Here is a 20,486-nt window from a genome sequence, read left to right on the forward strand (position 1 = left end):
GAATGACATGACCCAGAGCCAGCACATCATGATCGTCGACGACGAGGCCCCGGCCCGGGAAATGGTCGGCGATTACCTCAAGATGCACGGCTTCACCGTGACGCTGTGCGACGGCGGCAAATCCCTGCGCACCGCGATCCAGGGCAGCATGCCCGATCTCGTCGTGCTCGATCTCAACATGCCCGAGGAAGACGGCCTGTCGATCATCCGTGACCTCAAGAGCCGCATCAACGTTCCGGTGATCATGCTCACGGCGACCGCGAGCCCGATCGACCGCGTCGTGGGGCTCGAACTCGGCGCCGACGATTATGTCGCCAAACCCTGCGAGCTCAGGGAATTGATGGCACGCATCCGATCGGTGCTGCGTCGGAGCACACCGGCGAAGGCGGTGGCGGCGGAAACGGCGGCAGCGAAATCCGACAAGGATCAGCTGGTGCGCTTCGGGACCAAATGGCTCGACCTCGAAGCACAGGCGCTGCGCGACGACGAAGGCAACGAGCATCCGCTGACCGCATCGGAATTCGGGCTGCTCAAAGTGTTCGCGGCCAATCCGAAGCGCGTGCTGTCGCGCGAGCGTCTCCTGGAATTGGCCAATGCGCGCGACGCCGAGGCCTTCGACCGCGCCGTCGATCTGCGCATCATGCGCATCCGCCGCAAGATCGAGCCCGACCCGACCAAGCCCGCCGTGATCCGCACCATCAGAGGCGGCGGCTATCTGTTCTCGCCGGCCGGCGAGAAGGCGTAGCGCGCGCATCGCATCATGGCGTCGTCCTGGCTTTCGCCAGGACGACATCGAGATTTTCGGCCGCGCACGAACGCGGAAGCCGAAGATTCGTTCCCGCCCTCCGCATAGTCCGCAGTCTCGCAAATCCCGTATATTGAAATAATTGGCTTTTTTGCTCCGAATATTTCATCGCAGGCCTCGCGACGAAACAATTTGGCGGCGCACGAAACCATTTTCCGCTTGTCGCGCAGACGTCCCGAAACGCTGGCTCTTTAACACTTTCACCTAAGGAAACGCCGCTCGGTTGCGGCGCTACGGGGAGCTAGTCATGCAGAACGTCGTCGCCATCAACGCCCAGGCCAGCCAGGGCATCATTGCCGCTCAGGCGACATCGGACGAAATGCTTCTGGAGAGCATTGCGGACGGCAATCGGACGGCCATGCATATTCTTTACTGCCGTCACAATGTGCGGGTGTACCGCTTCATCCTGCGCATCGTGCGCGACGCCACCACCGCCGAAGACCTCGTGAGCCAGGTCTTCCTGGACGTCTGGCGGACCGCCAGCCAATTCCAGGGCCGCTCGCAGGTCTCGACCTGGCTGCTCTCGATCGCCCGCTTCAAGGCGCTGACCGCGATGCGCCAACGCCGCTTCGAGGACATCGACCAGGAGGACGTGCGCCAGATCCCGGACGAGCACGACACCCCGGAAACCGCACTCGACCGCAACGACACCAGCGCGATCCTGCGCGCCTGCGTGGCAAAGCTGTCGCCGGCGCACCGTGAGATCATCAACCTCGTCTACTACCACGAGAAATCGGTGGAGGAGGTCGGCCAGATCATCGGCATCCCCCAGAGCACGGTGAAGACCCGGATGTTCTACGCCCGCAAGCAGCTCGCCGATTTGCTTAAGGTTGCCGGCGTCGACCGCTTCGCCGCTTAAAGATTTGTGATTTCAAAGGGATAGAACCCTCCACGGCCCCATCCCGGGACACGCAAGCGTTACCGCCGACGAAACAATTGAAACGAACCACAACATCAGGCGGAAAAACTTCCTGCCTATAAACCTCCCATACGGTTTTGCTTAAACCTCCCAAGAACCACTAGCGACCCGGACGGTGTGCCCGCCTCCGGGTCGTTTTCTATTTGGGGGTGATCACGAGACACTGGTGCGACGCGCTTGAGTGAGGCGGGCACCAAGTCTCTCATTCCCTCCCCCCTTGCGGGGGAGGGATGCCACGAGCTCCGACCCCGCCTGGGGCTATCCCTCTCCCCAGCCCTCCCCGGAACGCAGCGTAGCAGACGGCCACAGCGGCCCGTCACGAACGCGTGACGCTCTGTAACGACGTGCGGCTTCATCCCGAATAGCCTCGTGACCCATCCACGAGTGCCCTGATGCTCGACCTGATCTTTGCTGTCCTTGCCGGCGTCCTCACCATCGCCGCGCCCTGCACGCTGCCGGTGCTGCCGATCCTGCTCGGCGCATCCATCGGCCGCGCCGGATACTTGCGGCCCGCAATGATTGCACTGGGTTTCGTCATTTCGTTTTCCGCGACCGCATTGCTGCTCGGCGCGATCACGCGCTTGTTCGATTTCGACCCGAACGTACTGCGTTCGACGGCCGCCGTTCTCCTGCTCGGCTTCGGCCTGTTGATGCTGTGGCCGGCACCGTTCGAGTGGCTGTCGATCCGGCTGAATGGCTGGCTTGATTTGGGCGCCTCGCAGAACGCGCAGCGCGAAGGCGCGCTTGGCGGGCTGCTGCTCGGCACCACGCTCGGCCTGGTCTGGACCCCTTGCGCGGGTCCCGTGCTCGGCTCGATCCTCACGCTGGTTGCGACCTCGAAGAACCTGGCCTGGGCCGGCACGCTTCTGATCGCCTACGCGGTCGGCGTAGCGCTGCCGATGCTCGCGATTGCCTATGGCGGACAGGCCGTCACCACGCGCGTAGCCAGCGTCGCGCGCATCTCGCCGCGCCTGCAGCAGGCATTTGGCGTCGTCGTGATCGCCTTCGCGCTCGCCGCCTACTTCCAATACGACACGCTGATCGTGGCGTGGCTCACCGGATTCTATCCCACCGGCCAGATCGGCCTGTGACCATCCCTCATCTTCACCGGAGGACGTTTTCATGACTCTCAAACTGCTCGCCGTCTCCGCCGCATTGATCGGCTTCGCTGTGACCGGCGCCGTCATTCCCGGCATCTGCGACGAGGCCGCGCCCGCGGCGCAGATCAAGGTCGCAGCCGCCAGCCAGAACACCGCACCGGACTTCACCGGCATCAGCAACTGGTTCAACTCGAAGCCGCTGAGCCTCGCCGATCTCCGCGGCAAGGTCGTGCTGGTGGATTTCTGGACCTATGGCTGCGTCAACTGCGTCAACACGCTGCCGCATGTCACCGAGCTTTACGCCAAATACAGGGACAAGGGCCTGGTCGTGGTCGGCGTGCACACGCCGGAATTCCCGTTCGAGCGCTCGGCCTCAAACGTGCAGGCCGCCCTGAAGCGCCATGGCATCACCTATCCGGTGGCGCAGGACAACGATTCCCGGACCTGGAATGCCTACCGCAACCAGTATTGGCCGGCGCAATACGTCATCGACCAGTCCGGCAAGATCGTCTTCCAGCACGAAGGCGAAGGCAGTTATGACGCAATCGACCGCACGGTCGCGCGCCTGCTCAATGCCAATAGCTGAGCCTGCGCGGGCATCACTAGTCTGGTTTCGGATGCCGCCGTTGTTGCTTGACTCCACGGATGCGTCCGTGGAGTTTCGCGTTGACGGAATCGACCGCCCGAAATGGACGACGCGACCACCAGCGACGACATCCGCCTTCGTGAAGGCTCCTCAATTGCGCAGCGGCTGGTCGTGGCCGGCTTTGCGGCAATCGTTTCGCTTTGCTTCACGCCAGGGCTGTTCGCGCACGATATCCTGGAACTGATCATCTCCGTGGTTGCGCTGCTCCTCGGAGCGGCGTTCATCGGCGGCGTCATGCTTGCACCGGCAGTGGTGTGGATCATCACGCCGAATGAAATCCTGATCGGTCAGCAGCGTCCGTTCGGACGGCTCCGCACCAGGATCGTCACGAAAGATGAAATCTCGCAACTGCAGGTGCAGGGACAGGTCCAGGGACGGAAGGCTTCCACGACGCGCTTCCATCTGGCCTTCACGCTTAAGTCGGGGGAGCGCCTGACGTCCCCGCCCCTCTCCGACGTCACGCATGTCCGTGACACCGTCGCCCGGATCGCCGAACAATTCGGCGTTCCCAATGTCGAGGCGCCGGTCAATCCGCTCGATGCCGCCAATCCCGAGATGCATCTCGGCGAGCCTGTCGAGCCGTTCTCCAGCAGGGATATCAGGATCGTCGCACTGATTGTCGTCGGACTGTCCGCCGTTCCCTACGCCTACAAGCTCTGGCGTGGCCTGCCGCCCGGCCTGATCGACATCATGCTCCTGCCGATCGGCGCGATCGCCGCATTCGCCGTTCACAGATATGCCAATCTCGTGACCGGCGCCTTCTGGATCATCCGGCAAAGCGATATTCGCGTTGAACGCTTGTCGGGCGATGGCAGCCTGCGCGCAGACCATATCGAAGGCCGCGACGTCGAGGCGATCACGGTCGAGCGCCGCGGCCGATCCGAGGACGAGCACTGCATCGTCGTGATCAGATTGCGGTCCGGACAAAGATTTCGCAGCCCCCGCATCGGCTCGCGGCAAGAGGCGCGCGCCGTGGGCACTGAGATCGTCCGGCGGCTCGGGATCGGGCCTGAGAACAACCGGATCTAGCAGGCCTCGCCCCACGGGGATGTGGCAAGCACGGCTTTTCGCGCCATGCCCCTTGGTTTGTGGCATTGATACATGTCAAAAAACCAAAGCATCCTAATGACATACCAGTCGGGCGCGCCATTAACTTGCCATGAAGCTGCCCCTGAGTTTTGATGCGTCCGATTGATTTACGCTGTGGCAGCGGGGAGAGCTTGAAATGAAGGATTTTCGTCGTCTGACCGGGATGTTCATCGCCACGCTCGGCCTGATCCTCTCCACCTCCTACGCCTCCGCCCAGCAGCCCGACCGCGGCGATGAGCCGGGCCTGATCGCGGACGACAGCTACGAGCTCGACCCGGAATGGCAGAAGCAGGTCGTGTATTACCGCACGACCGAAGCGCCGGGCACCATCATCATCTCGACCTCGGAGCGTCACCTCTATCTGGTGCAGCCCGGCGGGCGCGCGATCCGCTACGGCATCGGCGTCGGCCGCGATGGCTTCCAGTGGCAGGGGCTGGTGAACATCACCAACAAGAAGGAGTGGCCGGACTGGACGCCGCCTCCCGAGATGATCCAGCGCCAGCCCTATCTGCCGCGCTTCATGGCCGGCGGCCCCGGCAATCCGTTGGGGGCCCGAGCCATGTATCTCGGCACCACCGTCTACCGCATCCATGGCACCAACCGTCCTGATACGATCGGCACCAAGGTGTCGTCGGGCTGCTTCCGTCTCGTCAACAATGACGTCGCCGATCTCTACGATCGCGTCCCGGTCGGGACCAAGGTGGTGATCCGGCAGAAGCCCGAACTCTAGGGGTTATCGTTGAGCATGATCTTTTTGGAAAACCGCTTCGCACTCTTCCGGATCATGCTGTCCCCCTTCGTCCAAACTCCTTTTCCCGATTTTTCGAGAGAGACAAATCATGCGCAGTTTTCGAGGCGGCCTGCTGATCGGGCTCGCGGTCGCCGTCCTGGTCGGTGCTTTGGCCGTTGTCTACGAGATGTACGACACCCGCACGTTGAAGCGCACGGTCCGGCGCGGCGAGGTCTTCTGTGGCGTCAACAAGGGTCTGCCGGGCTTCTCGATTCCCGACGACAAGGGCAACTGGACCGGTTTCGACGTCGATTTCTGTCGCGCGGTTGCGGCCGCCATCTTCAACGATCCGAGCAAGGCCAAGTTCATTCCGCTCGACGCCAGCGAGCGCTTCAAGGAGTTGCAGAGCCGAAAAGTCGACATCCTCTCGCGCAACTCGACCTGGAGCATGGCGCGTGAGCTCGACTACGACCTCTATTTCCCGGCGGTCGCCTATTACGACGGCGAAGGATTCATGCTGCCGCGCTCGCGCAACAAGGAGACTGCGCTGGATCTCGACGGCAGCAAGGTCTGCGTGCAGTCGGGTACCACGACGCTGCTCAACCTCGCCGACTACTTCCGCGCCAACAACATGAAATATGAAGAGGTGAAGTTCGACAAGCTCGAGGACGTGGTCAAGGCCTACGACAGCGGCAAGTGCGACACGCTGACCGCCGACGTCTCTCAGCTCTACGCGCTGCGGCTCAACCTGTCCAAGCCCGGCGATCACCTGATCCTGCCGGACATGATCTCCAAGGAGCCGCTCGCACCCGTCGTGCGCCAGCGCGACGACGACTGGATGATGATCGTGAAGTGGACGCTCTACGCCATGATCAACGCCGAGGAATTAGGGGTCACCTCGGAGAACATCGACGAAGCGCTGAAGTCGAAGAAGCCCGAGGTGATGCGCCTGGTCGGCACCGAAGGCAATTACGGCGAGCAGCTCGGCCTGACCAAGGACTGGGCCGTGCGCATCATCCGCCACGTCGGCAATTACGGCGAGATGTACGAGCGCAATATCGGCGAGAAATCCAAGCTGAAGATCCCGCGCGGCATGAACCAGCTCTGGAACGCGGGCGGTGTGCAGTACGCGCCGCCGATGCGGTGAGAGGTCTCTGTGCCGTCATTGCGAGCCACCGGGTCCGCGCGAAGCGCGGCCCGATGACAGGCTCCGCGAAGCAATCCAGAGTCTTTCCACGGTGACAGGCTGGATTGCTTCGTCGCTTCGCTCCTCGCAATGACGAGCTTGAGGCGCGCACCCACCACAAGCACAAGTGTCATCGCCCGCCCAGTGCGCAATTGCGCACTGGGGCGGGCGATCCAGTATTCCAGAGGCGTCAGACGTATGCGGAGAAGCCGCGGCGTACTGGATCGCCCGGTCAAGCCGGGCGATGACGCCTACCTTCGTTCAACGCAAGTGCCGCTCTCTCCCCTCATCCTGAGGAGCGCGGAACGCGCGTCTCGAAGGATGAAGGCCGAGACGCGAGAGCCGGGCTCTCATGGTTCGAGACGGCGCTTCGCGCCTCCTCACCATGAGGGGATAGAGCTCAATACCCTCGTGCCCGTGCCAGCTGCTCGGCATGGTAGTTCGCGTCGCCGAACAATTCCTCGCAGACCCGGGCGCGCTTCATGAAGAAGCCGATGTCGAACTGGTCGGTCATGCCCATGCCGCCATGCATCTGCACGCCTTCCTGCACCGCGCGCGTCGCGGTGGTGCCGGCGCGCGCCTTGGCGACCGCGACGGCTGAGGCCGCCTTGGCGACGTCGGCATCGAGCGCCTGCATCGCCTTCATGACGGCGGCGCGGGTGACCTCGATGTCGACATAGAGCTCGGCTGCGCGGTGCTGCAGCGCCTGGAATTCGCCGATCAGCTTGCCGAACTGCTTGCGCTGCTTCAGATACTCGACGGTGCGGCCGAACACCTCTTCGCTCAGGCCCACCATTTCCGAGGCGACCGCGCCGCGGCCGATATCGAGCACGCCGTCGAGCAGGCCGGCGCCCTGATCGACCTCGCCGAGCACGCTGTCGGCATTGACCTCGACATTGTTGAACTCGATGCGCGCCGCATTATGCGCGTCGACCATGATGGTGCGCTCGACGGCGACACCCTTCGCCGCAGGGTTGACCAGGAACAGCGTCACCCCCTCGCGCTCGCCGGCGGACCCCGCCGTGCGCGCCGCGACGATCAGGAGGTCGGCGACATGGCCGTCGACGACCAGCGCCTTGGCGCCGGAGAGCTTGAAACCGTTGCCGGCGCGGACGGCTTGCAGATTGGTCTGGAGCGGCCGGTGCTTGGCGCCCTCGTCGATCGCGAGGCTGGCGAGCAGCGAGCCGTTCGAAATCTTCGGCAAATAGTCCGATTTCTGTACGGGATTGCCGCCCCGCGTGAGCGCGGACGCGGCGACCACGCTGGTGGCGAGGAACGGCGACGGCATCAGCGTGCGACCAATCTCCTCCATGACGATCCCGGCTTCGACGCAGCCGAGCCCGCTGCCGCCGAACTCTTCCGGCACGAGGAGGCCGGAAAAGCCCATCTCGGCGAAGGAGTGCCAGAGCTCCTTGGAGAAGCCGGTCGGATCCTTGCTATCGCGCAAGTGCCGCAAATGCGACACCGGCGCCTTGTCGCTGATCAGCCCGCGCGCGGAGTCGCGGAGCATCGATTGTTCTTCGGTGAGGACGAGGGCCATGGTGGGCTCCAACAAAGTGCTGTTCGACTGGATTCGGTGTTGATCGTCATGGTGAGGAGGCGCGTCAGCGCCGTCTCGAACCATGAGGCCGTCCTTCGAGACGCGGCCTTGCGGCCGCTCCTCAGGACGAGGACTTCTCTTAAGCCCCCGGCAGATCGAGGATGCGTTTTGCGACGATGCCGAGCATCACCTCGGACGTACCGCCCTCGATCGAATTGGCCTTGGTGCGCAGCCAGGCCCGCGGACGGGCGCCCTGCTTTGAACGCTCGCTCTCCCATTCCAGCGCGTCGACGCCCCCGGCCGACATCAGGATCTCGTAGCGGCGCTTGTTGAGCTCGGTACCGTAATATTTCATCGCGGAGGAGAACGCCGGATGCGCCTGCCCGGCCTTGGCGAGGTCGACCGCACGCTCCGCGCAGGCTGCAAGCGCCGCTTCATCGACATCGAAGCTCGCGATCTGGCCGCGCAGCATCGCATCGCCGAGCCGCCCCAGCGCATCGGAGCCGACGGAATCGGCTGCGATCTGGCCAAGCGGACGGCCGACGCCGCGCTCGCCCATGCCCGAGATCATCGCACGCTCGTGCTGGAGCAGATATTTTGCGACGTCCCAGCCGCGGTTGACGCTGCCGACGACGTGCGATTTCGGCACGCGGACATTGTCGAAGAAGGTCTCGCAGAACGGCGAATAGCCGGAGATCAAGAGAATCGGCTTGGTCGAGACGCCCTTCGAGGTCATGTCGAACAGGATGAAGCTGATGCCGTCATGCTTCTTCGCCGCTGGATCGGTACGCACCAGGCAAAAGATCCAGTCGGCGTAGTTCGCATAGGACGTCCAGATCTTCTGGCCGGTGATGACGAAATCGTCGCCGTCGCTCTCCGCGCGGGTCTGCAGCGAAGCGAGATCGGAGCCGGCATTGGGCTCGGAGTAACCCTGGCACCAGCGGATCAGGCCCGCCGCGATCTTCGGCAGATGCTCCTTCTTCTGCGCCTCGGTGCCGTATTTCAGCAGCGCCGGGCCGAGCATCCAGATGCCGAAGCTCGACAGCGGCGGCCGCGCGCCGATCTTTGCCATCTCGCTTCGCAGCACCTTGTGCTCGGCAGCGCTTAAGCCCCCGCCGCCATATTCCTTCGGCCAGTCCGGCACGGTCCAGCCCTTGTCGCGCATGCGCTCGAACCAGACGCGCTGCGGCTCGGACGAGAACTTCGCGTTGCGCCCGCCCCAGAACACGTCGGCATCCGACGTTGCGGGCTTGCGTATCTCCGGCGGGCAGTTGGCTTCCAGCCAGGCGCGGGTCTCGTTGCGGAATGTTTCGAGCTCGATTGATTCAGCATCCGGCGCTTTAGAGTCAGTCATGGGTCGTTTCCGTCCATCAAGGTCAGCTTGTTGCTGATGACTCTGGGCCATCGCACCGCGGAATTCAACCTATTCCGCGTGCGACGGCTACTCACCTTATTCGTCATCGGGCTATACTCGCCGTCACGGCGAAGCTTGAAAAGACAGGAAAAACGACGATGCGCCTAAAACTACTTTCGCCTGGCGAAATGAGCGACGACCAGCGGCAGACCTATGACGAGTCGATTGCCGGAAAACGCGGCAAGCCGCCGGCGCCGATGATGGCCTGGCTCAACAGCCCCGAGATGGCGCGCCACGCGACGCGGCTCGGCGAGGTCATGCGCTTCAACACCGTCTTTCCCGCAAAGCTCTCGGAGATTGCGATTCTCGTGACGGCGCGGCACTGGACCGCGCATTACGAATGGTATGCGCACAAGCGCCTGGCGCTTCAGGGCGGGATGAAGATAGAGATTATCGACGCGATCCGCGACCGCCGCACGCCGGAGTTCGACGATCCGAAGGGCAAGATGATCTACGACGTCGCGAAGTCGCTGCACGAGGCTCATGGGCTGGCGAAGGGCCTCTATGACGAGGCGGTCGCGCTGCTTGGCGAGCGCGGGCTCGTCGAGGTGATCGGCCTGTGCGGCTACTACACGCTGGTGTCGATGACGCTGAACAGTTTCGAGTTCGAGCTGCCTGAGGGCGAGGTGTCCGAGCTGAGCTAATTGCCAATCCGGAAACGCTGGGTTTCTGGATAGGCCAGTTCCACTGTCTCGCAGCAACCCCTATGTGGAGCGGAGAAACGGAGCAGCAGCATGTCGCAAAATCCAGCAGTCAATCCCGGGACCCGGATCGGCCATGTTCACCTGAAGGTCGCCGATCTCGACCGCGCGCTCGGCTTTTATTGCGGCGTGCTCGGCTTTGAGCTGATGCAGCGCATGGGCTCCGGCGCGGCCTTCATCTCGGCCGGAGGCTATCACCACCACATTGGCCTCAACACCTGGGAGAGCAAGGGCGGCTCGCCGCCGCCGCCTGGCACGACTGGACTCTATCACACCGCGATCCTCTATCCGACGCGGCCGGCGCTGGCCGATGCGCTGCATCGCGTGCTCTCGGCCGGCATTACGCTGGATGGTGCGAGCGACCACGGCGTGTCCCAGGCGCTGTATTTGCGCGATCCCGACGAGAATGGCGTCGAGCTCTATTGGGACCGGCCGAAGGAGCAATGGCCGCTTACCCCGGATGGCAAGCTCGCGATGTTCACGCGTCGGCTGGATCTGGAGGATTTACTGAAGCAGCGCGAGGTGTGACTTCGTAGGGTGGGCAAAGCGAAGCGTGCCCACCAATTCTTGTTACGCAGCGGAGAGCCAAGTGGCGGGCACGGCGCTTTGCGCCTTTGCCCACGCTACGATTCTGAGGCTGCGGGAAGAACTCAACAGCAGCCACCTCAAATCGCATCCGGAAACTCGCCCATGGCAGCTTCCAGCCGCGCCTTGCGGCGGCGCGCCCAGGACGCGAACGACAGCACGGCGAGGCCGAGCAGCACCGGCGGGAACACCACCATGTTCACCGCCGACCAGCCGTAATTCGCGAGCAACTGGCCCGATGAGAACGAGCCGATCGCCATCATGCCGAACACCAGGAAATCGTTGAACGCCTGCACCTTGTTGCGCTCGTTCGGGCGATGCGTTTCCAGCACCAGCGCGGAAGCGCCGATGAAGGCGAAATTCCAGCCCACGCCGAGCACAATCAGTGTGGCCCAGAAATGCATCGCGGTGATGCCGGAGAGGCCGATCGCCGCGGCGCCCGCCTCCAGCAAGAGACCGGCGGCGACGATTTTCGGCGCGCCGAAGCGCGCGATCAGGGCGCCCGTGAAGAAGCTCGGGCCGTACATGGCGACGATGTGCCATTGAATGCCGAAATTGGAATCACTGACGCTGAGGCCGCAGAGCTTCATGGCGAGCGGCGCCGAGGTCATCACCAGATTCATCATGGGATAGGCGATGACGCCGCACAGCGCCGCCGCGATGAAGCGCGGCTGCCGCACGATGCGCAGCAGCGGCCGCCCACCATGCAGATCGGCCGCCGCCGGCTTCGGCATGTCGACGCCGGCAACGATGCCCATCGCGATCAGCGCCACCGCCGCCTGCACCACGAAGCTGAAGGCGAACAGATAGGGCGGCCAGACGTCCATGGTCCACTGCACGAGCTGCGGACCGAGCACGCCGGCGAACACGCCGCCCGCCATCACCCATGACACCGCCTTGGGCCGGTACGCCGCGCTGGCGCCGTCGGCGGCGGCGAAGCGGTAGGATTGCGCGACCGAGCCGTAGAGGCCACCGAGAAACGTCGCGACGCAAAACAGCGCGAACGAACCATTGAGGATCGCGAACGAGCCGACGAGGCCGGTGAGCGTGCCGCAAGCCGTACCGATGATGAAGGCCATGCGGCGGCCGAAGCGCCGCGAGATCGCGCCGGTCGGCAGCGTGCCTGCGGCAAGGCCGAGGACATACATCGACAGCGGCACGGTCGCCAGCGACATGTCAGGCGCCAGCGTCGCGCCGACGATCGAGCCGGTAGCGAAGATCACGGCCGAATTGGCGCCGGTCAGCGCCTGCGCCGCCGCAAGGCGCACCACATTGGCGCGTACGCGGTCATTGGCAATCTCGTCGGCTAAAGTCACGTCTGACATCGGCATTCCCACCCGGCGGCGCTTGTTGATTCCCGGCACTATGAAGGGGCGCGGCAGGACGAACAACCGGCGCAAACGGGCGCGGGCCATGCCGGGGGTGCAATTGGACAGCACCTAGCAGGCCGCGCTATCAAAGCCTTGCGCTCGATCAAGTCAGCCTTTGCAAATTCGCCTTTGCAAGTTCGCTTTCGGAGTTCGGATCATGCCCGTTGACGACAGGCCCACGCCGTCCGCGCCTGACGACGATCCCTATCTCTGGCTGGAAGACATCGAAGGCGATCGGGCGCTCGATTTCGTCGAGCGGCAGAATCGCCTGACGCTGGAGACATTCGGCGGCCCGGCGTTCAAGCGCGACAGCGATCTTCTGGCTGGCATCTACGACCGGCCGGACAATATTCCCTATGTCGGCCGGCGCGGCGACCATCTCTACAATCTCTGGAAGGATGCAACCAATCCGCGCGGCCTGTGGCGGCGCACCACGCTCGCGGAATTTCGCAAACCCTCGCCGGCCTGGGAGACCTTGCTCGACATCGACCAGCTCGCCGCCAGCGAGGGCGAGGACTGGCTTCTGAACTGGATCACGTCGAGCCCAGGACATCAGCGGGTCATCCTGAACCTGTCGCGCGGCGGCAGCGACGCCGTCACCATGCGCGAGTTCGACATCGCGACGAGGAGCTTTGTCGACGATGGTTTTGTGCTGCCGGAAGCAAAGGGCAGCGTCGACTGGCTCGATGCCGATACGCTGCTGCTCTCCAGCGCCTATGGCGCGGACATGGCGACGACGTCGGGCTATGCCAGAACGATCCGCCTGTGGCAGCGCGGCCAACAGGTCGAGCAGGCGCAGGTGATCTTCGAGACCACCGCCGACCGCATGCGGGTCTATTGCGGCGTCGACGACACCGGACCGGCGCCGCGCGCCTGGATCGTCGATCAGGTCGACTTCTTCAATCTCGCGATCTGGCTCCGCGACACGGGCGGCGCGCTCACAAAACTCGACCTGCCGACCGGTGTGTGGATGCAGGCGCACGGCGACTGGTTCGCCATGAAGCTGCGGCGGCCATGGATCGTTGCAGGGCGAGAGTACGCGGCGGACAGCGTGCTCGGCATCTCGCTCTCGGCCTTTCTCGCCGGCAACCGCGATTTCACCGTCCTGTTCGTGCCCGGCCCGCGGCGTGCGTTGCAAGGACTGTTCTGGACTGCCGGCAAGCTGGTGCTTCCGATCCTCGACGAGTTGCGGCCGGTCCATGAGATCTGCACGCCCTCGCCCGGCGGCTGGAGTCGCGAGACGCTGCGCGGGCTTCCCGAGATCGGCGTCGTCGACGTCTGGCGCCTCGACCACCATGAGTTCGGAAGCAATGGCGACCTGCTCGCCAACGTCCAGGATCCGCTGACGCCGCCGTCGCTGCTGCTGCTCGAGCGCGGCGTTGCCAGCCCGACCGTGCTCAAGCAGGCGCCGAAGACCTTCACTGCCGACGGTCTCGTGGTCACGCAGCACGAGGCCATCTCCATCGACGGCGAGCGCATCCCCTATGTGCAGACCGGCCCCGCTGGTGAGACCGGCGCGGCGCCGGTCTATATGAGCGCCTATGGCGGCTTCGCTCACTCGGTGAAGCCGTACTACAATCCGGCGCTCGGCAGGCTGTGGCTGGAGCGCGGCGGCACCACGGTGCAGGCGAATTTGCGCGGCGGCGGCGAGTTCGGCACGCGCTGGCACGATGCCGGACGGCTGGCGGGCAAGCGGCTGTCGCATGATGATTTCGCGGCGGTCGCAGCCGATCTCGTGCGGCGTGGCGTGACGCAAGCCAAGCGCATCGCGGCGCAGGGCGGCTCGAACGGCGGCATCCTCATCACCAACATGCTGACACGGTACCCTGAGCGTTTCGGCGCGCTGTTCTGCACGATCCCGCTGATCGACATGCGCCGCTACACAAAGCTGCTCGCGGGCGCGAGCTGGATCGCGGAATATGGCGACCCTGATAAACCCGAGGATTGGGACTGGCTGAAGACCTATTCGGCCTATCATGCCGCAAAGCCCGGCCAGCCCTATCCGCCGATTCTGATCGCCACGACGCGGCGGGACGATCGTGTTCATCCCGGACACGCGCGCAAGATGGCGGCAAAGCTCCAGGCGATGGGATATGAGGCCTGGTTCTACGAGCCGGCCGCAGGCGGCCATGGCTACGGCAAGGACAACAAGGAGCGCGCCGGCTTCCAGGTGCTCGGCTTTGAATTCCTGAAGAGCAGGATCGGCTGGCGCGACGGCGAGGCGTGACGCTGTTGCGGCTTAACCAGAACGGCCGATTGATTACATCAGCGCGAGCCAAGGGCTCTCTTCACCTCTCCCGCTTGCGGGAGAGGTCGGCATAGGCCGCCTTGGGCGGCCGTTCTTAGGAGACGCCGATGCGCTGCATCGGCTACGACGCCGGGTGAGGGCTCTCTCCTCTTGGGGGTTCTCGATTGTGGAAGCACCCTCTCCCCAACCCTCCCCCGCAAGCGGGGGAGGGGGCACATCTCCTTCGCGGCGTGTGGCCCAGACCTTAGTCGACAGCGCCTCAGGCTTTCGCGAACACCAGGGTGAGATTGTTGGCGGGCATGTCGATGAGATCGACGAGGCGGAGGCCGGCGTGCTGCGCGAGCTTCTCGACGTCGCCGACGTCGCGCACGCCCCATTCCGCGTTGCCTTCACGCAAGGAGGTGTCGAACACCGCGTTGCTGAGCGCGGTGTGCTTGCCGCCGCGCTTGAAGGGACCGTAGAGGAACAGCGTTCCGCCGGGCTGCAGATAGCGGCCGGCGCCGGCAAACAGCCCCTCGGCGACGTTCCACGGTGCGATGTGGATGACGTTGGCGCAGAACACCGCCGCGAGATCCTTCGGACCTTCTTTGGGCCCCTCGCCGCTCTTCATCTCCGGGCACCAGTCCGGATCGGACAGATCGACCCGCAGCGGCGGACGGATGTTTGGCAGGCCGGAATGGACGCGCCAGGCCTCGATGCTTTTCAGATGCCGCTGATTGAGGTCGCTCGGCCACCAGACGAGATCGGGCGCATGGCGAGCGAAGTGGACCACGTGCTGGCCGGTTCCACTGCCGACCTCGACCACATCGCCGCGGCGGCCAGCAAGATGCTTTTCCAGCGCTGCCCAGATCGGCTCGTGATTGCGATGGAACGCCGGCGCATCGAGCCGTCCATCGGGCTCGACCCGTCCGCCGTCCTTGCCAAATTCGACGACATATTCAGCCAATTGAGGCTCCCCGGAAAAACGATAACGAAATAAAAATGCCACCGGACGCCGAAACGCCCCAAAAACATTGGCCTGTCAGAGCCGAAACTGCCGAACAGATAGTCTCTTCGGTTGCAACGCGAAAGATATTAACTCCAATTTGCGGCCTGCATAGTCGCGATTGTCAGGCGAGGTCCTTTGTGCTTTGAGCACTATATTTCGACACGAGATCATCGACCTAACGCCTCGGACCGACGCCTTGACCGCCTTTCCCCGGAAGCCCGCTCTGGTCTTCATTCTGGCCGCCCTCGCCGCGGTCGTCGCAGGGCCCGCGCGCGCCCAATCCGCCGCCAGCGAGGGACAAAAGCTCGCCTTCGACCGCGGCAAGGGCAATTGCCTGACCTGCCACGTGATCAGGGGCGGCGACCTGCCCGGCACGATCGGGCCCGAGCTGAAGGACATCAAGACAAAATACCCCGATCGCAACGAGCTCTTCGCGATCCTGTTCGACGAGGCCAAGCGCAATCCGCAGACCATGATGCCGCCGTTCGGACGGAACCGGATTTTGACCGAACAGGAGATCAACGCGATCGTTGATTTCCTCCAGACTCTGTAGCGGCGCCGATACCCAAGGGATCGCTGAGGCGATCGACCAGGAGACTGAGATGAGTGCAACGACCGGCCTTCTCGCGACGCGGCGCCTGATCCTGCAGGGCGCGGCCTCCGTTGCGCTGATCGGCCTCGGCAATCTGGGCAATCTGCCGTTCGCGAGCTCGCCGGCGCGCGCCGCGGCCAACGACAAATATCCGGAAGAAGCATTCAAGCAGAAGAGCGAGGCCGACGCGATCAAGGCGCTCTACGGCAGGACCGCCGAGCCGTCCGACAAGATCAAGCTGGATGCGCCCGAGATCGCCGAGAACGGCGGCGTGGTGCCGATCTCGGTGACGACGACGCTCGACAAGGTGACCTCGATCTCGTTCCTCGTCGCGGAGAACCCGAACGCGCTGGCCGCAAGCTACAAGATTCCGGACGGCACGGTCCCGAGCGTCGCCAACCGTTTGAAGATGGCAAAGACCACCAACGTGGTCGCGATCGTCGAGGCCGACGGCAAGCTCTTCAGCGCGACCAAAGAGGTCAAGGTCACCGTCGGCGGCTGCGGCGGCTAGGAGACAAGTTCGATGGCATCCACCATTCGCGTACGCGCCACCGCCAACGGCGACATCACCGAGGTGCAGGCGCTGATCCAGCACCCCATGGATTCCGGCTTCGTCAAGGATTCGAAGGGCGAGCTGATCCCGGCGCACTTCATCCAGGAACTGAAATTCGCGCACGACGGCAAGGACGTGTTCGTCGCCGATTGGGGGCCTGCGGTCTCCAAGGATCCCTACGTCAAGTTCAGCTTCAAGGGGGCTAAGAAGGGCGACGACCTCAAGATCAGCTGGGTCGACAACAAGGGTGCGTCGGATACGACCACCGCGAAGATCTCGTGATGAAGACGCGTTCCGCAATCTGGCTCGGCTCCGCGATCGTCGCGCTCACAGCGCTCGGCTTCACCGCACAGCGCGTGATCGCCGCTGACAAAATCGATCCGGCCACCGATGCCAAGGCGTTCCAGAACTTCTTCTTCCAGAAATTTCCGAACGTGAAGCACGAGGATTTCGTCAACGGTCCTTATTCCATGAACGAGGACATGAAGCGGCAGTGGCAGGAGAAGGAGGAATTCCCGCCTTACGAGTTCGCGCTCGATGCCGGCAAGGAGATGTTTTCGACCCCGTTCAAGAACGGCAAGACCTACGCCGACTGCTTCCCGAACGGCGGCATCGGCATCCGCCAGAACTATCCTTACTTCGACCAGAAGGAAGGCAAGGTCGTCACGCTCGAGCTCGCGCTCAACCGCTGCCGCGAGGCCAATGGCGAGGCGCCCTACTCCTACGTCAAGGACGAGATGGCCTCGCTGACCGCCTACATGGCCTTCACCTCGCGCGGCAAACTGATGGACATCAAGATTCCCGACGATCCGCGCGCGTTCGAGGCCTTTGAGAACGGCAAGCGCTATTTCTACACGCGGCGTGGGCAGATGAACTTCTCCTGCGCGAGCTGCCATGTGCAGAGCCCGGGCGAGCGCATCCGCGCGGAAGTGCTGGCGCCGGCGCTTGGCATTTTGAACGCGATGCCGATCTACCGCTCGGAATGGAGCGGCATGGGCACGACCAGCCGCCGCTTCGTCACCTGCAACAGCCAGACCCGCGCGGTTCCACTGGAACCGCAGTCGGACGAATACCGCGACGTCGAATATTTCCTGTCCTACGTCGCCAATGGCCTGCCGATCTCCGGCCCGGGAGCGCGGCCATGACCCCGTCGATGATCGGAATGCGATCAGTCGCACTCGTGTTGCTGCTGATGGCTGCCGCAGCGCCAGCGCGCGCGGCGAGCGAGGCCGACTACAAGGCGGCCTATGCTGCGGCGGAAGCCGCCAGCAAGGAAGCGGCCGGCTTGCGCAACCAGTGGACGCCGACCATTGCGGCTCTGGCCGCCGCGAAGAAGGCCGGCGATGGCGGCGATTTCGACCGTGCGGTTGCCGCCGCCAAGGAGGCCGAAGCGCTGGCGAAGGCCTCGATCTTCCAGGCGACGTCGGAAAAAGAAGCCTGGAAGGCGATGGAAATCCGCTAGACTGGCTCTCGTGGAACTGTTGGACGATCTTCTTCTTTAAGGGGCGGAGTATTTGGGATGACCATCCGCCGCCGCGATTTCCTGAGAGCCGCAGGCGCTGCCGCCGTCACGGCCGGGCTGCCGCGGCTTGCGCGCGGCGCGGAGACCACCAGCATCTACGACCTCGAACGCTTCGGCAATGCGCGCGTCCTGCACCTCACCGATACCCATGCGCAGCTCAACCCGGTCTATTTCCGCGAGCCCAGCGTCAATATCGGCATCGGCGAGATGGCGGGACGGCCGCCTCATCTGGTCGGCCGCGCCTTCCTCGAGCGTTTCGGCATCCGGTCCGACAGCGCGGACGCCTATGCCTTCACCTGCTTCGAGTTCGAGAAGTCCGCGGCCCGCTTCGGCAGGCTCGGCGGCTTTGCGCATCTGAAGACGCTGATCGACCGCTTACGCAACGACGTCGGCGAGCAGCATTCGCTGCTGCTCGACGGCGGCGACCTCTGGCAGGGCACCGGCCTTGCCAACACCATGCAGGGCCGCGACATGGTCGAGGTGGCGAATCTGCTCGGCATCGAGGCGATGACGGGCCATTGGGAGTTCACCTATGGCGAGCAGGCGCTGCGCGACAATCTCGAGCGCTTCAAGGGCGAGTTTCTGGCGCAGAACGTCTTCCTGACTGAGGAAGCCGCGTTCAACGACGCACGCGCATTCGACAAGGCGACGGGGCGCGTGTTCAAGCCCTCGACCATCAAGGAGTTCGGCGGCTATCGCGCCGCGATCATCGGCCAGGCTTTCCCCTACGTGCCGATCGCGCATCCGAAGCGCTTCACGCCGGATTGGACCTTTGGCATCCGCGAGGAGGAGCTGCAAAAACTGGTCGACGGCTTGCGCGGCAATGACAAGGTCGATGCCGTGATTCTGCTTTCGCACAACGGCATGGACGTCGATCTGAAGCTTGCGAGCCGCGTCACCGGCATCGACGTCATTCTCGGCGGCCACACCCATGACGCCGTCCCGCAACCGGTGGCGGTGAAGAATGCGAATGGCACGACGCTCGTCAGCAATGCCGGCTCGAACGGAAAATTTCTCGCCGTGCTCGATCTCCAGCTCGCCAAGGGCAAGGTCAGCGACATCAGATACCATCTGCTGCCGGTCTATTCCGAGCTGTTGAAGCCGGATCCGGCGATGGCCGAGCTGATCGGCAAGGTGCGCGCGCCGCACGTCACCGACTGGTCGGAGAAGCTCGCAACGCCCGACCGCCTGCTCTATCGCCGCGGCAACTTTTCCGGCCCCGTGGATGAGCTCATCTGCGCGGCACTGCGCCACGAGCTCGATACCGAGATCGCGCTGTCTCCGGGCTTTCGCTGGGGGGTCACCGCGCTCGCCGGCCAGCCGCTCACGCTCGAGGATGTGCTGGCGGAGACCGCAATCTCCTATCCCGAGACCTATGTGCAGGAGATGACGGGCGGCCAGATCAAGGACGTCTTGGAGGACATCTGCGACAACCTCTTCAACCCCGATCCCTACCACCAGCAGGGCGGTGATATGGTGCGCGCCGGCGGGCTCAATTACACCTGCACGCCGACAGCCGCGATCGGCAGCCGCATCTCGGCGCTGACGCTCGACAGCGGCATGCCGGTCGAGGCGCACCGACGCTACAAGGTCGCGGGCTGGGCGTCCGTCAACGCCCAGCAGGGCGCGCCTGTCTGGGACGTGGTCGCAAAATATCTGCGCTCCGGACGGATGCCCGAGAACAAAAGCTCCGGCGTCGCGCTGAGGGGCGTCGAGGACAATCCGGGAATTGCAGGACAGGGATGATGCGTTCGCCAAATCGTCGCGCGATGCTGTTGGCGCTGGTCGCCTGGCCTATGGTGCTGCCTGCCTTCGCGCAGCAGGTGCCCTTGCAGGACAAGCCGTTTGCCGAGCACAAGATCGTGCTCCAGCTCTCCGATGGTGATGCGAAGAAGCAGGCGCTGGTGCTCAGCGTCGCCAACAATCTCCTGAAAGCCTATGACCCCGACAAGGTTGCGATCGAGGTGGTCGCGTTCGGTCCCGGCATCGACCTCCTGCTCAGCGCCAACGACCACCGCAAGCAGGTCGAAAGCCTGATCGCGCAAGGCGTCCGCTTCGACATCTGCCTCAACACCGTCGACACGATCGAGCGGGAGAGCGGCCGGCGGCCGGATTTCATCCCATCCGCGACGCCCGTTCAGGTCGGGGTCGGCCAGATCCTGTTCCTGACCGAGAATGGCTACACGCTGGTAAGGCCGTAAGCCTGTTGCCGTGGCACAGCGTCGCGACACCTTCGGTGTCATCGCCCGCGAAGTGTTTAGCCCGGGGACATGGCTGACACCTGTTCGGACACATCGCTGACAGGTTGGCCAGGGGACACGGAGAAGCTGCGACGTACTGGATTCCCCGCCTTCGCGGGGAATGACAGCGGTAATTGAGGCAACATGACCCTAACGTCTCTTGGGCCCTGCCGGCCCCAAATCGGCCTCTTGCCCCCTCATCACGCGGAATAAAAATTTTCTAAATCTTCCTGTTTAGGCAGTGAATTACTTCTCTTT

General features: G+C 63.9%; 21 protein-coding genes. 17 read left to right on the plus strand and 4 right to left on the minus strand.

Going from position 1 to position 20,486, the window contains the following annotated elements:
* Positions 1 to 7 precede the first annotated feature (7 nt).
* The 7 genes from SO180_RS05405 to SO180_RS05435 all read left to right on the plus strand — a co-directional run bounded on the left by SO180_RS05405 (position 8) and on the right by SO180_RS05435 (position 6,436).
* Positions 8 to 745, plus strand: a complete 738-nt coding sequence (locus SO180_RS05405; protein ID WP_449377782.1) for a response regulator — start codon at positions 8 to 10, stop codon at positions 743 to 745.
* A 307-nt stretch (positions 746 to 1,052) separates the two neighbouring features.
* A complete protein-coding gene (locus tag SO180_RS05410; RefSeq protein ID WP_449377783.1) occupies positions 1,053 to 1,664 on the plus strand; it encodes a sigma-70 family RNA polymerase sigma factor in 612 nt (203 codons plus the stop codon).
* A gap of 452 nt (positions 1,665 to 2,116) precedes the next feature.
* On the plus strand, positions 2,117 to 2,815 hold the full coding sequence (locus tag SO180_RS05415) for a cytochrome c biogenesis CcdA family protein (RefSeq protein WP_449377784.1): 699 nt from the start codon (positions 2,117 to 2,119) through the stop codon (positions 2,813 to 2,815).
* Between the two features lie 31 nt (positions 2,816 to 2,846).
* Positions 2,847 to 3,410 carry a thioredoxin family protein gene (locus SO180_RS05420; RefSeq protein WP_449377785.1) on the plus strand — a complete coding sequence of 188 codons (564 nt, stop codon included), beginning with the start codon at positions 2,847 to 2,849 and terminating at the stop codon, positions 3,408 to 3,410.
* A gap of 102 nt (positions 3,411 to 3,512) precedes the next feature.
* The gene (locus tag SO180_RS05425; RefSeq protein ID WP_449377786.1) at positions 3,513 to 4,499 is read left to right on the plus strand and encodes a hypothetical protein; all 987 of its coding nucleotides are present in this window, start codon (positions 3,513 to 3,515) and stop codon (positions 4,497 to 4,499) included.
* A gap of 196 nt (positions 4,500 to 4,695) precedes the next feature.
* Complete coding sequence (locus tag SO180_RS05430; RefSeq protein WP_449377787.1) at positions 4,696 to 5,289, plus strand: L,D-transpeptidase; 594 nt, start codon at positions 4,696 to 4,698, stop codon at positions 5,287 to 5,289.
* Positions 5,290 to 5,398: 109 nt separating this feature from the next.
* Positions 5,399 to 6,436, plus strand: a complete 1,038-nt coding sequence (locus SO180_RS05435) for an amino acid ABC transporter substrate-binding protein (protein WP_449377788.1) — start codon at positions 5,399 to 5,401, stop codon at positions 6,434 to 6,436.
* A 439-nt stretch (positions 6,437 to 6,875) separates the two neighbouring features.
* Here SO180_RS05435 and SO180_RS05440 read toward each other — a convergent pair whose 3' ends face one another.
* A complete protein-coding gene (locus SO180_RS05440; RefSeq protein ID WP_449377789.1) occupies positions 6,876 to 8,015 on the minus strand; it encodes an acyl-CoA dehydrogenase family protein in 1,140 nt (379 codons plus the stop codon).
* A 139-nt stretch (positions 8,016 to 8,154) separates the two neighbouring features.
* Positions 8,155 to 9,369, minus strand: coding sequence for an acyl-CoA dehydrogenase family protein (locus tag SO180_RS05445; RefSeq protein ID WP_449377790.1), 1,215 nt, complete (start codon positions 9,367 to 9,369; stop codon positions 8,155 to 8,157).
* Positions 9,370 to 9,527: 158 nt separating this feature from the next.
* Here SO180_RS05445 and SO180_RS05450 point away from each other — a divergent pair, with 158 nt between their 5' ends.
* Complete coding sequence (locus tag SO180_RS05450; protein ID WP_449377791.1) at positions 9,528 to 10,073, plus strand: carboxymuconolactone decarboxylase family protein; 546 nt, start codon at positions 9,528 to 9,530, stop codon at positions 10,071 to 10,073.
* Between the two features lie 90 nt (positions 10,074 to 10,163).
* Entirely contained in the window at positions 10,164 to 10,658 is a 495-nt protein-coding gene (locus SO180_RS05455) for a VOC family protein (RefSeq protein ID WP_449377792.1), read from the plus strand.
* Positions 10,659 to 10,795: 137 nt separating this feature from the next.
* Here the strand turns inward: SO180_RS05455 and SO180_RS05460 are convergent, their stop codons facing one another.
* Positions 10,796 to 12,040 carry an MFS transporter gene (locus SO180_RS05460; RefSeq protein ID WP_449377793.1) on the minus strand — a complete coding sequence of 415 codons (1,245 nt, stop codon included), beginning with the start codon at positions 12,038 to 12,040 and terminating at the stop codon, positions 10,796 to 10,798.
* Between the two features lie 202 nt (positions 12,041 to 12,242).
* Here SO180_RS05460 and SO180_RS05465 point away from each other — a divergent pair, with 202 nt between their 5' ends.
* Entirely contained in the window at positions 12,243 to 14,312 is a 2,070-nt protein-coding gene (locus SO180_RS05465) for a prolyl oligopeptidase family serine peptidase (RefSeq protein ID WP_449377794.1), read from the plus strand.
* Positions 14,313 to 14,592: 280 nt separating this feature from the next.
* On the opposite strand, the gene SO180_RS05470 is transcribed toward SO180_RS05465, so the two are convergent.
* Complete coding sequence (locus SO180_RS05470; RefSeq protein WP_449377795.1) at positions 14,593 to 15,279, minus strand: DUF938 domain-containing protein; 687 nt, start codon at positions 15,277 to 15,279, stop codon at positions 14,593 to 14,595.
* 238 nt (positions 15,280 to 15,517) lie between these two features.
* Between SO180_RS05470 and soxX the strand changes: the two genes are divergently transcribed.
* From soxX to SO180_RS05505, 7 genes are read left to right on the plus strand one after another with little or no spacing between them, the layout of a single operon-like run.
* Positions 15,518 to 15,874 carry a sulfur oxidation c-type cytochrome SoxX gene (gene soxX / locus SO180_RS05475; RefSeq protein WP_449377796.1) on the plus strand — a complete coding sequence of 119 codons (357 nt, stop codon included), beginning with the start codon at positions 15,518 to 15,520 and terminating at the stop codon, positions 15,872 to 15,874.
* Between the two features lie 49 nt (positions 15,875 to 15,923).
* Complete coding sequence (gene soxY / locus SO180_RS05480; protein WP_449377797.1) at positions 15,924 to 16,424, plus strand: thiosulfate oxidation carrier protein SoxY; 501 nt, start codon at positions 15,924 to 15,926, stop codon at positions 16,422 to 16,424.
* A gap of 12 nt (positions 16,425 to 16,436) precedes the next feature.
* Entirely contained in the window at positions 16,437 to 16,748 is a 312-nt protein-coding gene (soxZ, locus tag SO180_RS05485) for a thiosulfate oxidation carrier complex protein SoxZ (protein ID WP_449377798.1), read from the plus strand.
* Complete coding sequence (soxA, locus tag SO180_RS05490; protein WP_449377799.1) at positions 16,748 to 17,611, plus strand: sulfur oxidation c-type cytochrome SoxA; 864 nt, start codon at positions 16,748 to 16,750, stop codon at positions 17,609 to 17,611. The genes soxZ and soxA overlap by 1 nt, the downstream gene beginning before the upstream one ends.
* The gene (locus SO180_RS05495; protein ID WP_449377800.1) at positions 17,608 to 17,928 is read left to right on the plus strand and encodes a hypothetical protein; all 321 of its coding nucleotides are present in this window, start codon (positions 17,608 to 17,610) and stop codon (positions 17,926 to 17,928) included. Before soxA ends, SO180_RS05495 begins: the two co-directional genes overlap by 4 nt.
* 57 nt (positions 17,929 to 17,985) lie before the next feature.
* Positions 17,986 to 19,734 (plus strand): thiosulfohydrolase SoxB, encoded by a 1,749-nt coding sequence (gene soxB, locus SO180_RS05500; protein ID WP_449377801.1) that lies wholly within the window; start codon positions 17,986 to 17,988, stop codon positions 19,732 to 19,734.
* Positions 19,731 to 20,189, plus strand: a complete 459-nt coding sequence (locus tag SO180_RS05505; protein WP_449377802.1) for a DsrE family protein — start codon at positions 19,731 to 19,733, stop codon at positions 20,187 to 20,189. The genes soxB and SO180_RS05505 overlap by 4 nt, the downstream gene beginning before the upstream one ends.
* Positions 20,190 to 20,486 lie beyond the last annotated feature (297 nt).

The sequence above is a fragment of the Bradyrhizobium sp. UFLA05-112 genome (assembly GCF_053572325.1).

Coding starts and splice junctions, on each gene's coding strand:
- SO180_RS05405 (WP_449377782.1), top strand. CDS start 8: ATGACCCAGAGCCAGCACATCATGATCGTCGACGACGAGGCCCCGGCC.
- SO180_RS05410 (WP_449377783.1), top strand. CDS start 1,053: ATGCAGAACGTCGTCGCCATCAACGCCCAGGCCAGCCAGGGCATCATT.
- SO180_RS05415 (WP_449377784.1), top strand. CDS start 2,117: ATGCTCGACCTGATCTTTGCTGTCCTTGCCGGCGTCCTCACCATCGCC.
- SO180_RS05420 (WP_449377785.1), top strand. CDS start 2,847: ATGACTCTCAAACTGCTCGCCGTCTCCGCCGCATTGATCGGCTTCGCT.
- SO180_RS05425 (WP_449377786.1), top strand. CDS start 3,513: ATGGACGACGCGACCACCAGCGACGACATCCGCCTTCGTGAAGGCTCC.
- SO180_RS05430 (WP_449377787.1), top strand. CDS start 4,696: ATGAAGGATTTTCGTCGTCTGACCGGGATGTTCATCGCCACGCTCGGC.
- SO180_RS05435 (WP_449377788.1), top strand. CDS start 5,399: ATGCGCAGTTTTCGAGGCGGCCTGCTGATCGGGCTCGCGGTCGCCGTC.
- SO180_RS05440 (WP_449377789.1), bottom strand. CDS start 8,015: ATGGCCCTCGTCCTCACCGAAGAACAATCGATGCTCCGCGACTCCGCG.
- SO180_RS05445 (WP_449377790.1), bottom strand. CDS start 9,369: ATGACTGACTCTAAAGCGCCGGATGCTGAATCAATCGAGCTCGAAACA.
- SO180_RS05450 (WP_449377791.1), top strand. CDS start 9,528: ATGCGCCTAAAACTACTTTCGCCTGGCGAAATGAGCGACGACCAGCGG.
- SO180_RS05455 (WP_449377792.1), top strand. CDS start 10,164: ATGTCGCAAAATCCAGCAGTCAATCCCGGGACCCGGATCGGCCATGTT.
- SO180_RS05460 (WP_449377793.1), bottom strand. CDS start 12,040: ATGTCAGACGTGACTTTAGCCGACGAGATTGCCAATGACCGCGTACGC.
- SO180_RS05465 (WP_449377794.1), top strand. CDS start 12,243: ATGCCCGTTGACGACAGGCCCACGCCGTCCGCGCCTGACGACGATCCC.
- soxY (WP_449377797.1), top strand. CDS start 15,924: ATGAGTGCAACGACCGGCCTTCTCGCGACGCGGCGCCTGATCCTGCAG.
- soxZ (WP_449377798.1), top strand. CDS start 16,437: ATGGCATCCACCATTCGCGTACGCGCCACCGCCAACGGCGACATCACC.
- soxA (WP_449377799.1), top strand. CDS start 16,748: ATGAAGACGCGTTCCGCAATCTGGCTCGGCTCCGCGATCGTCGCGCTC.
- SO180_RS05495 (WP_449377800.1), top strand. CDS start 17,608: ATGACCCCGTCGATGATCGGAATGCGATCAGTCGCACTCGTGTTGCTG.
- soxB (WP_449377801.1), top strand. CDS start 17,986: ATGACCATCCGCCGCCGCGATTTCCTGAGAGCCGCAGGCGCTGCCGCC.
- SO180_RS05505 (WP_449377802.1), top strand. CDS start 19,731: ATGATGCGTTCGCCAAATCGTCGCGCGATGCTGTTGGCGCTGGTCGCC.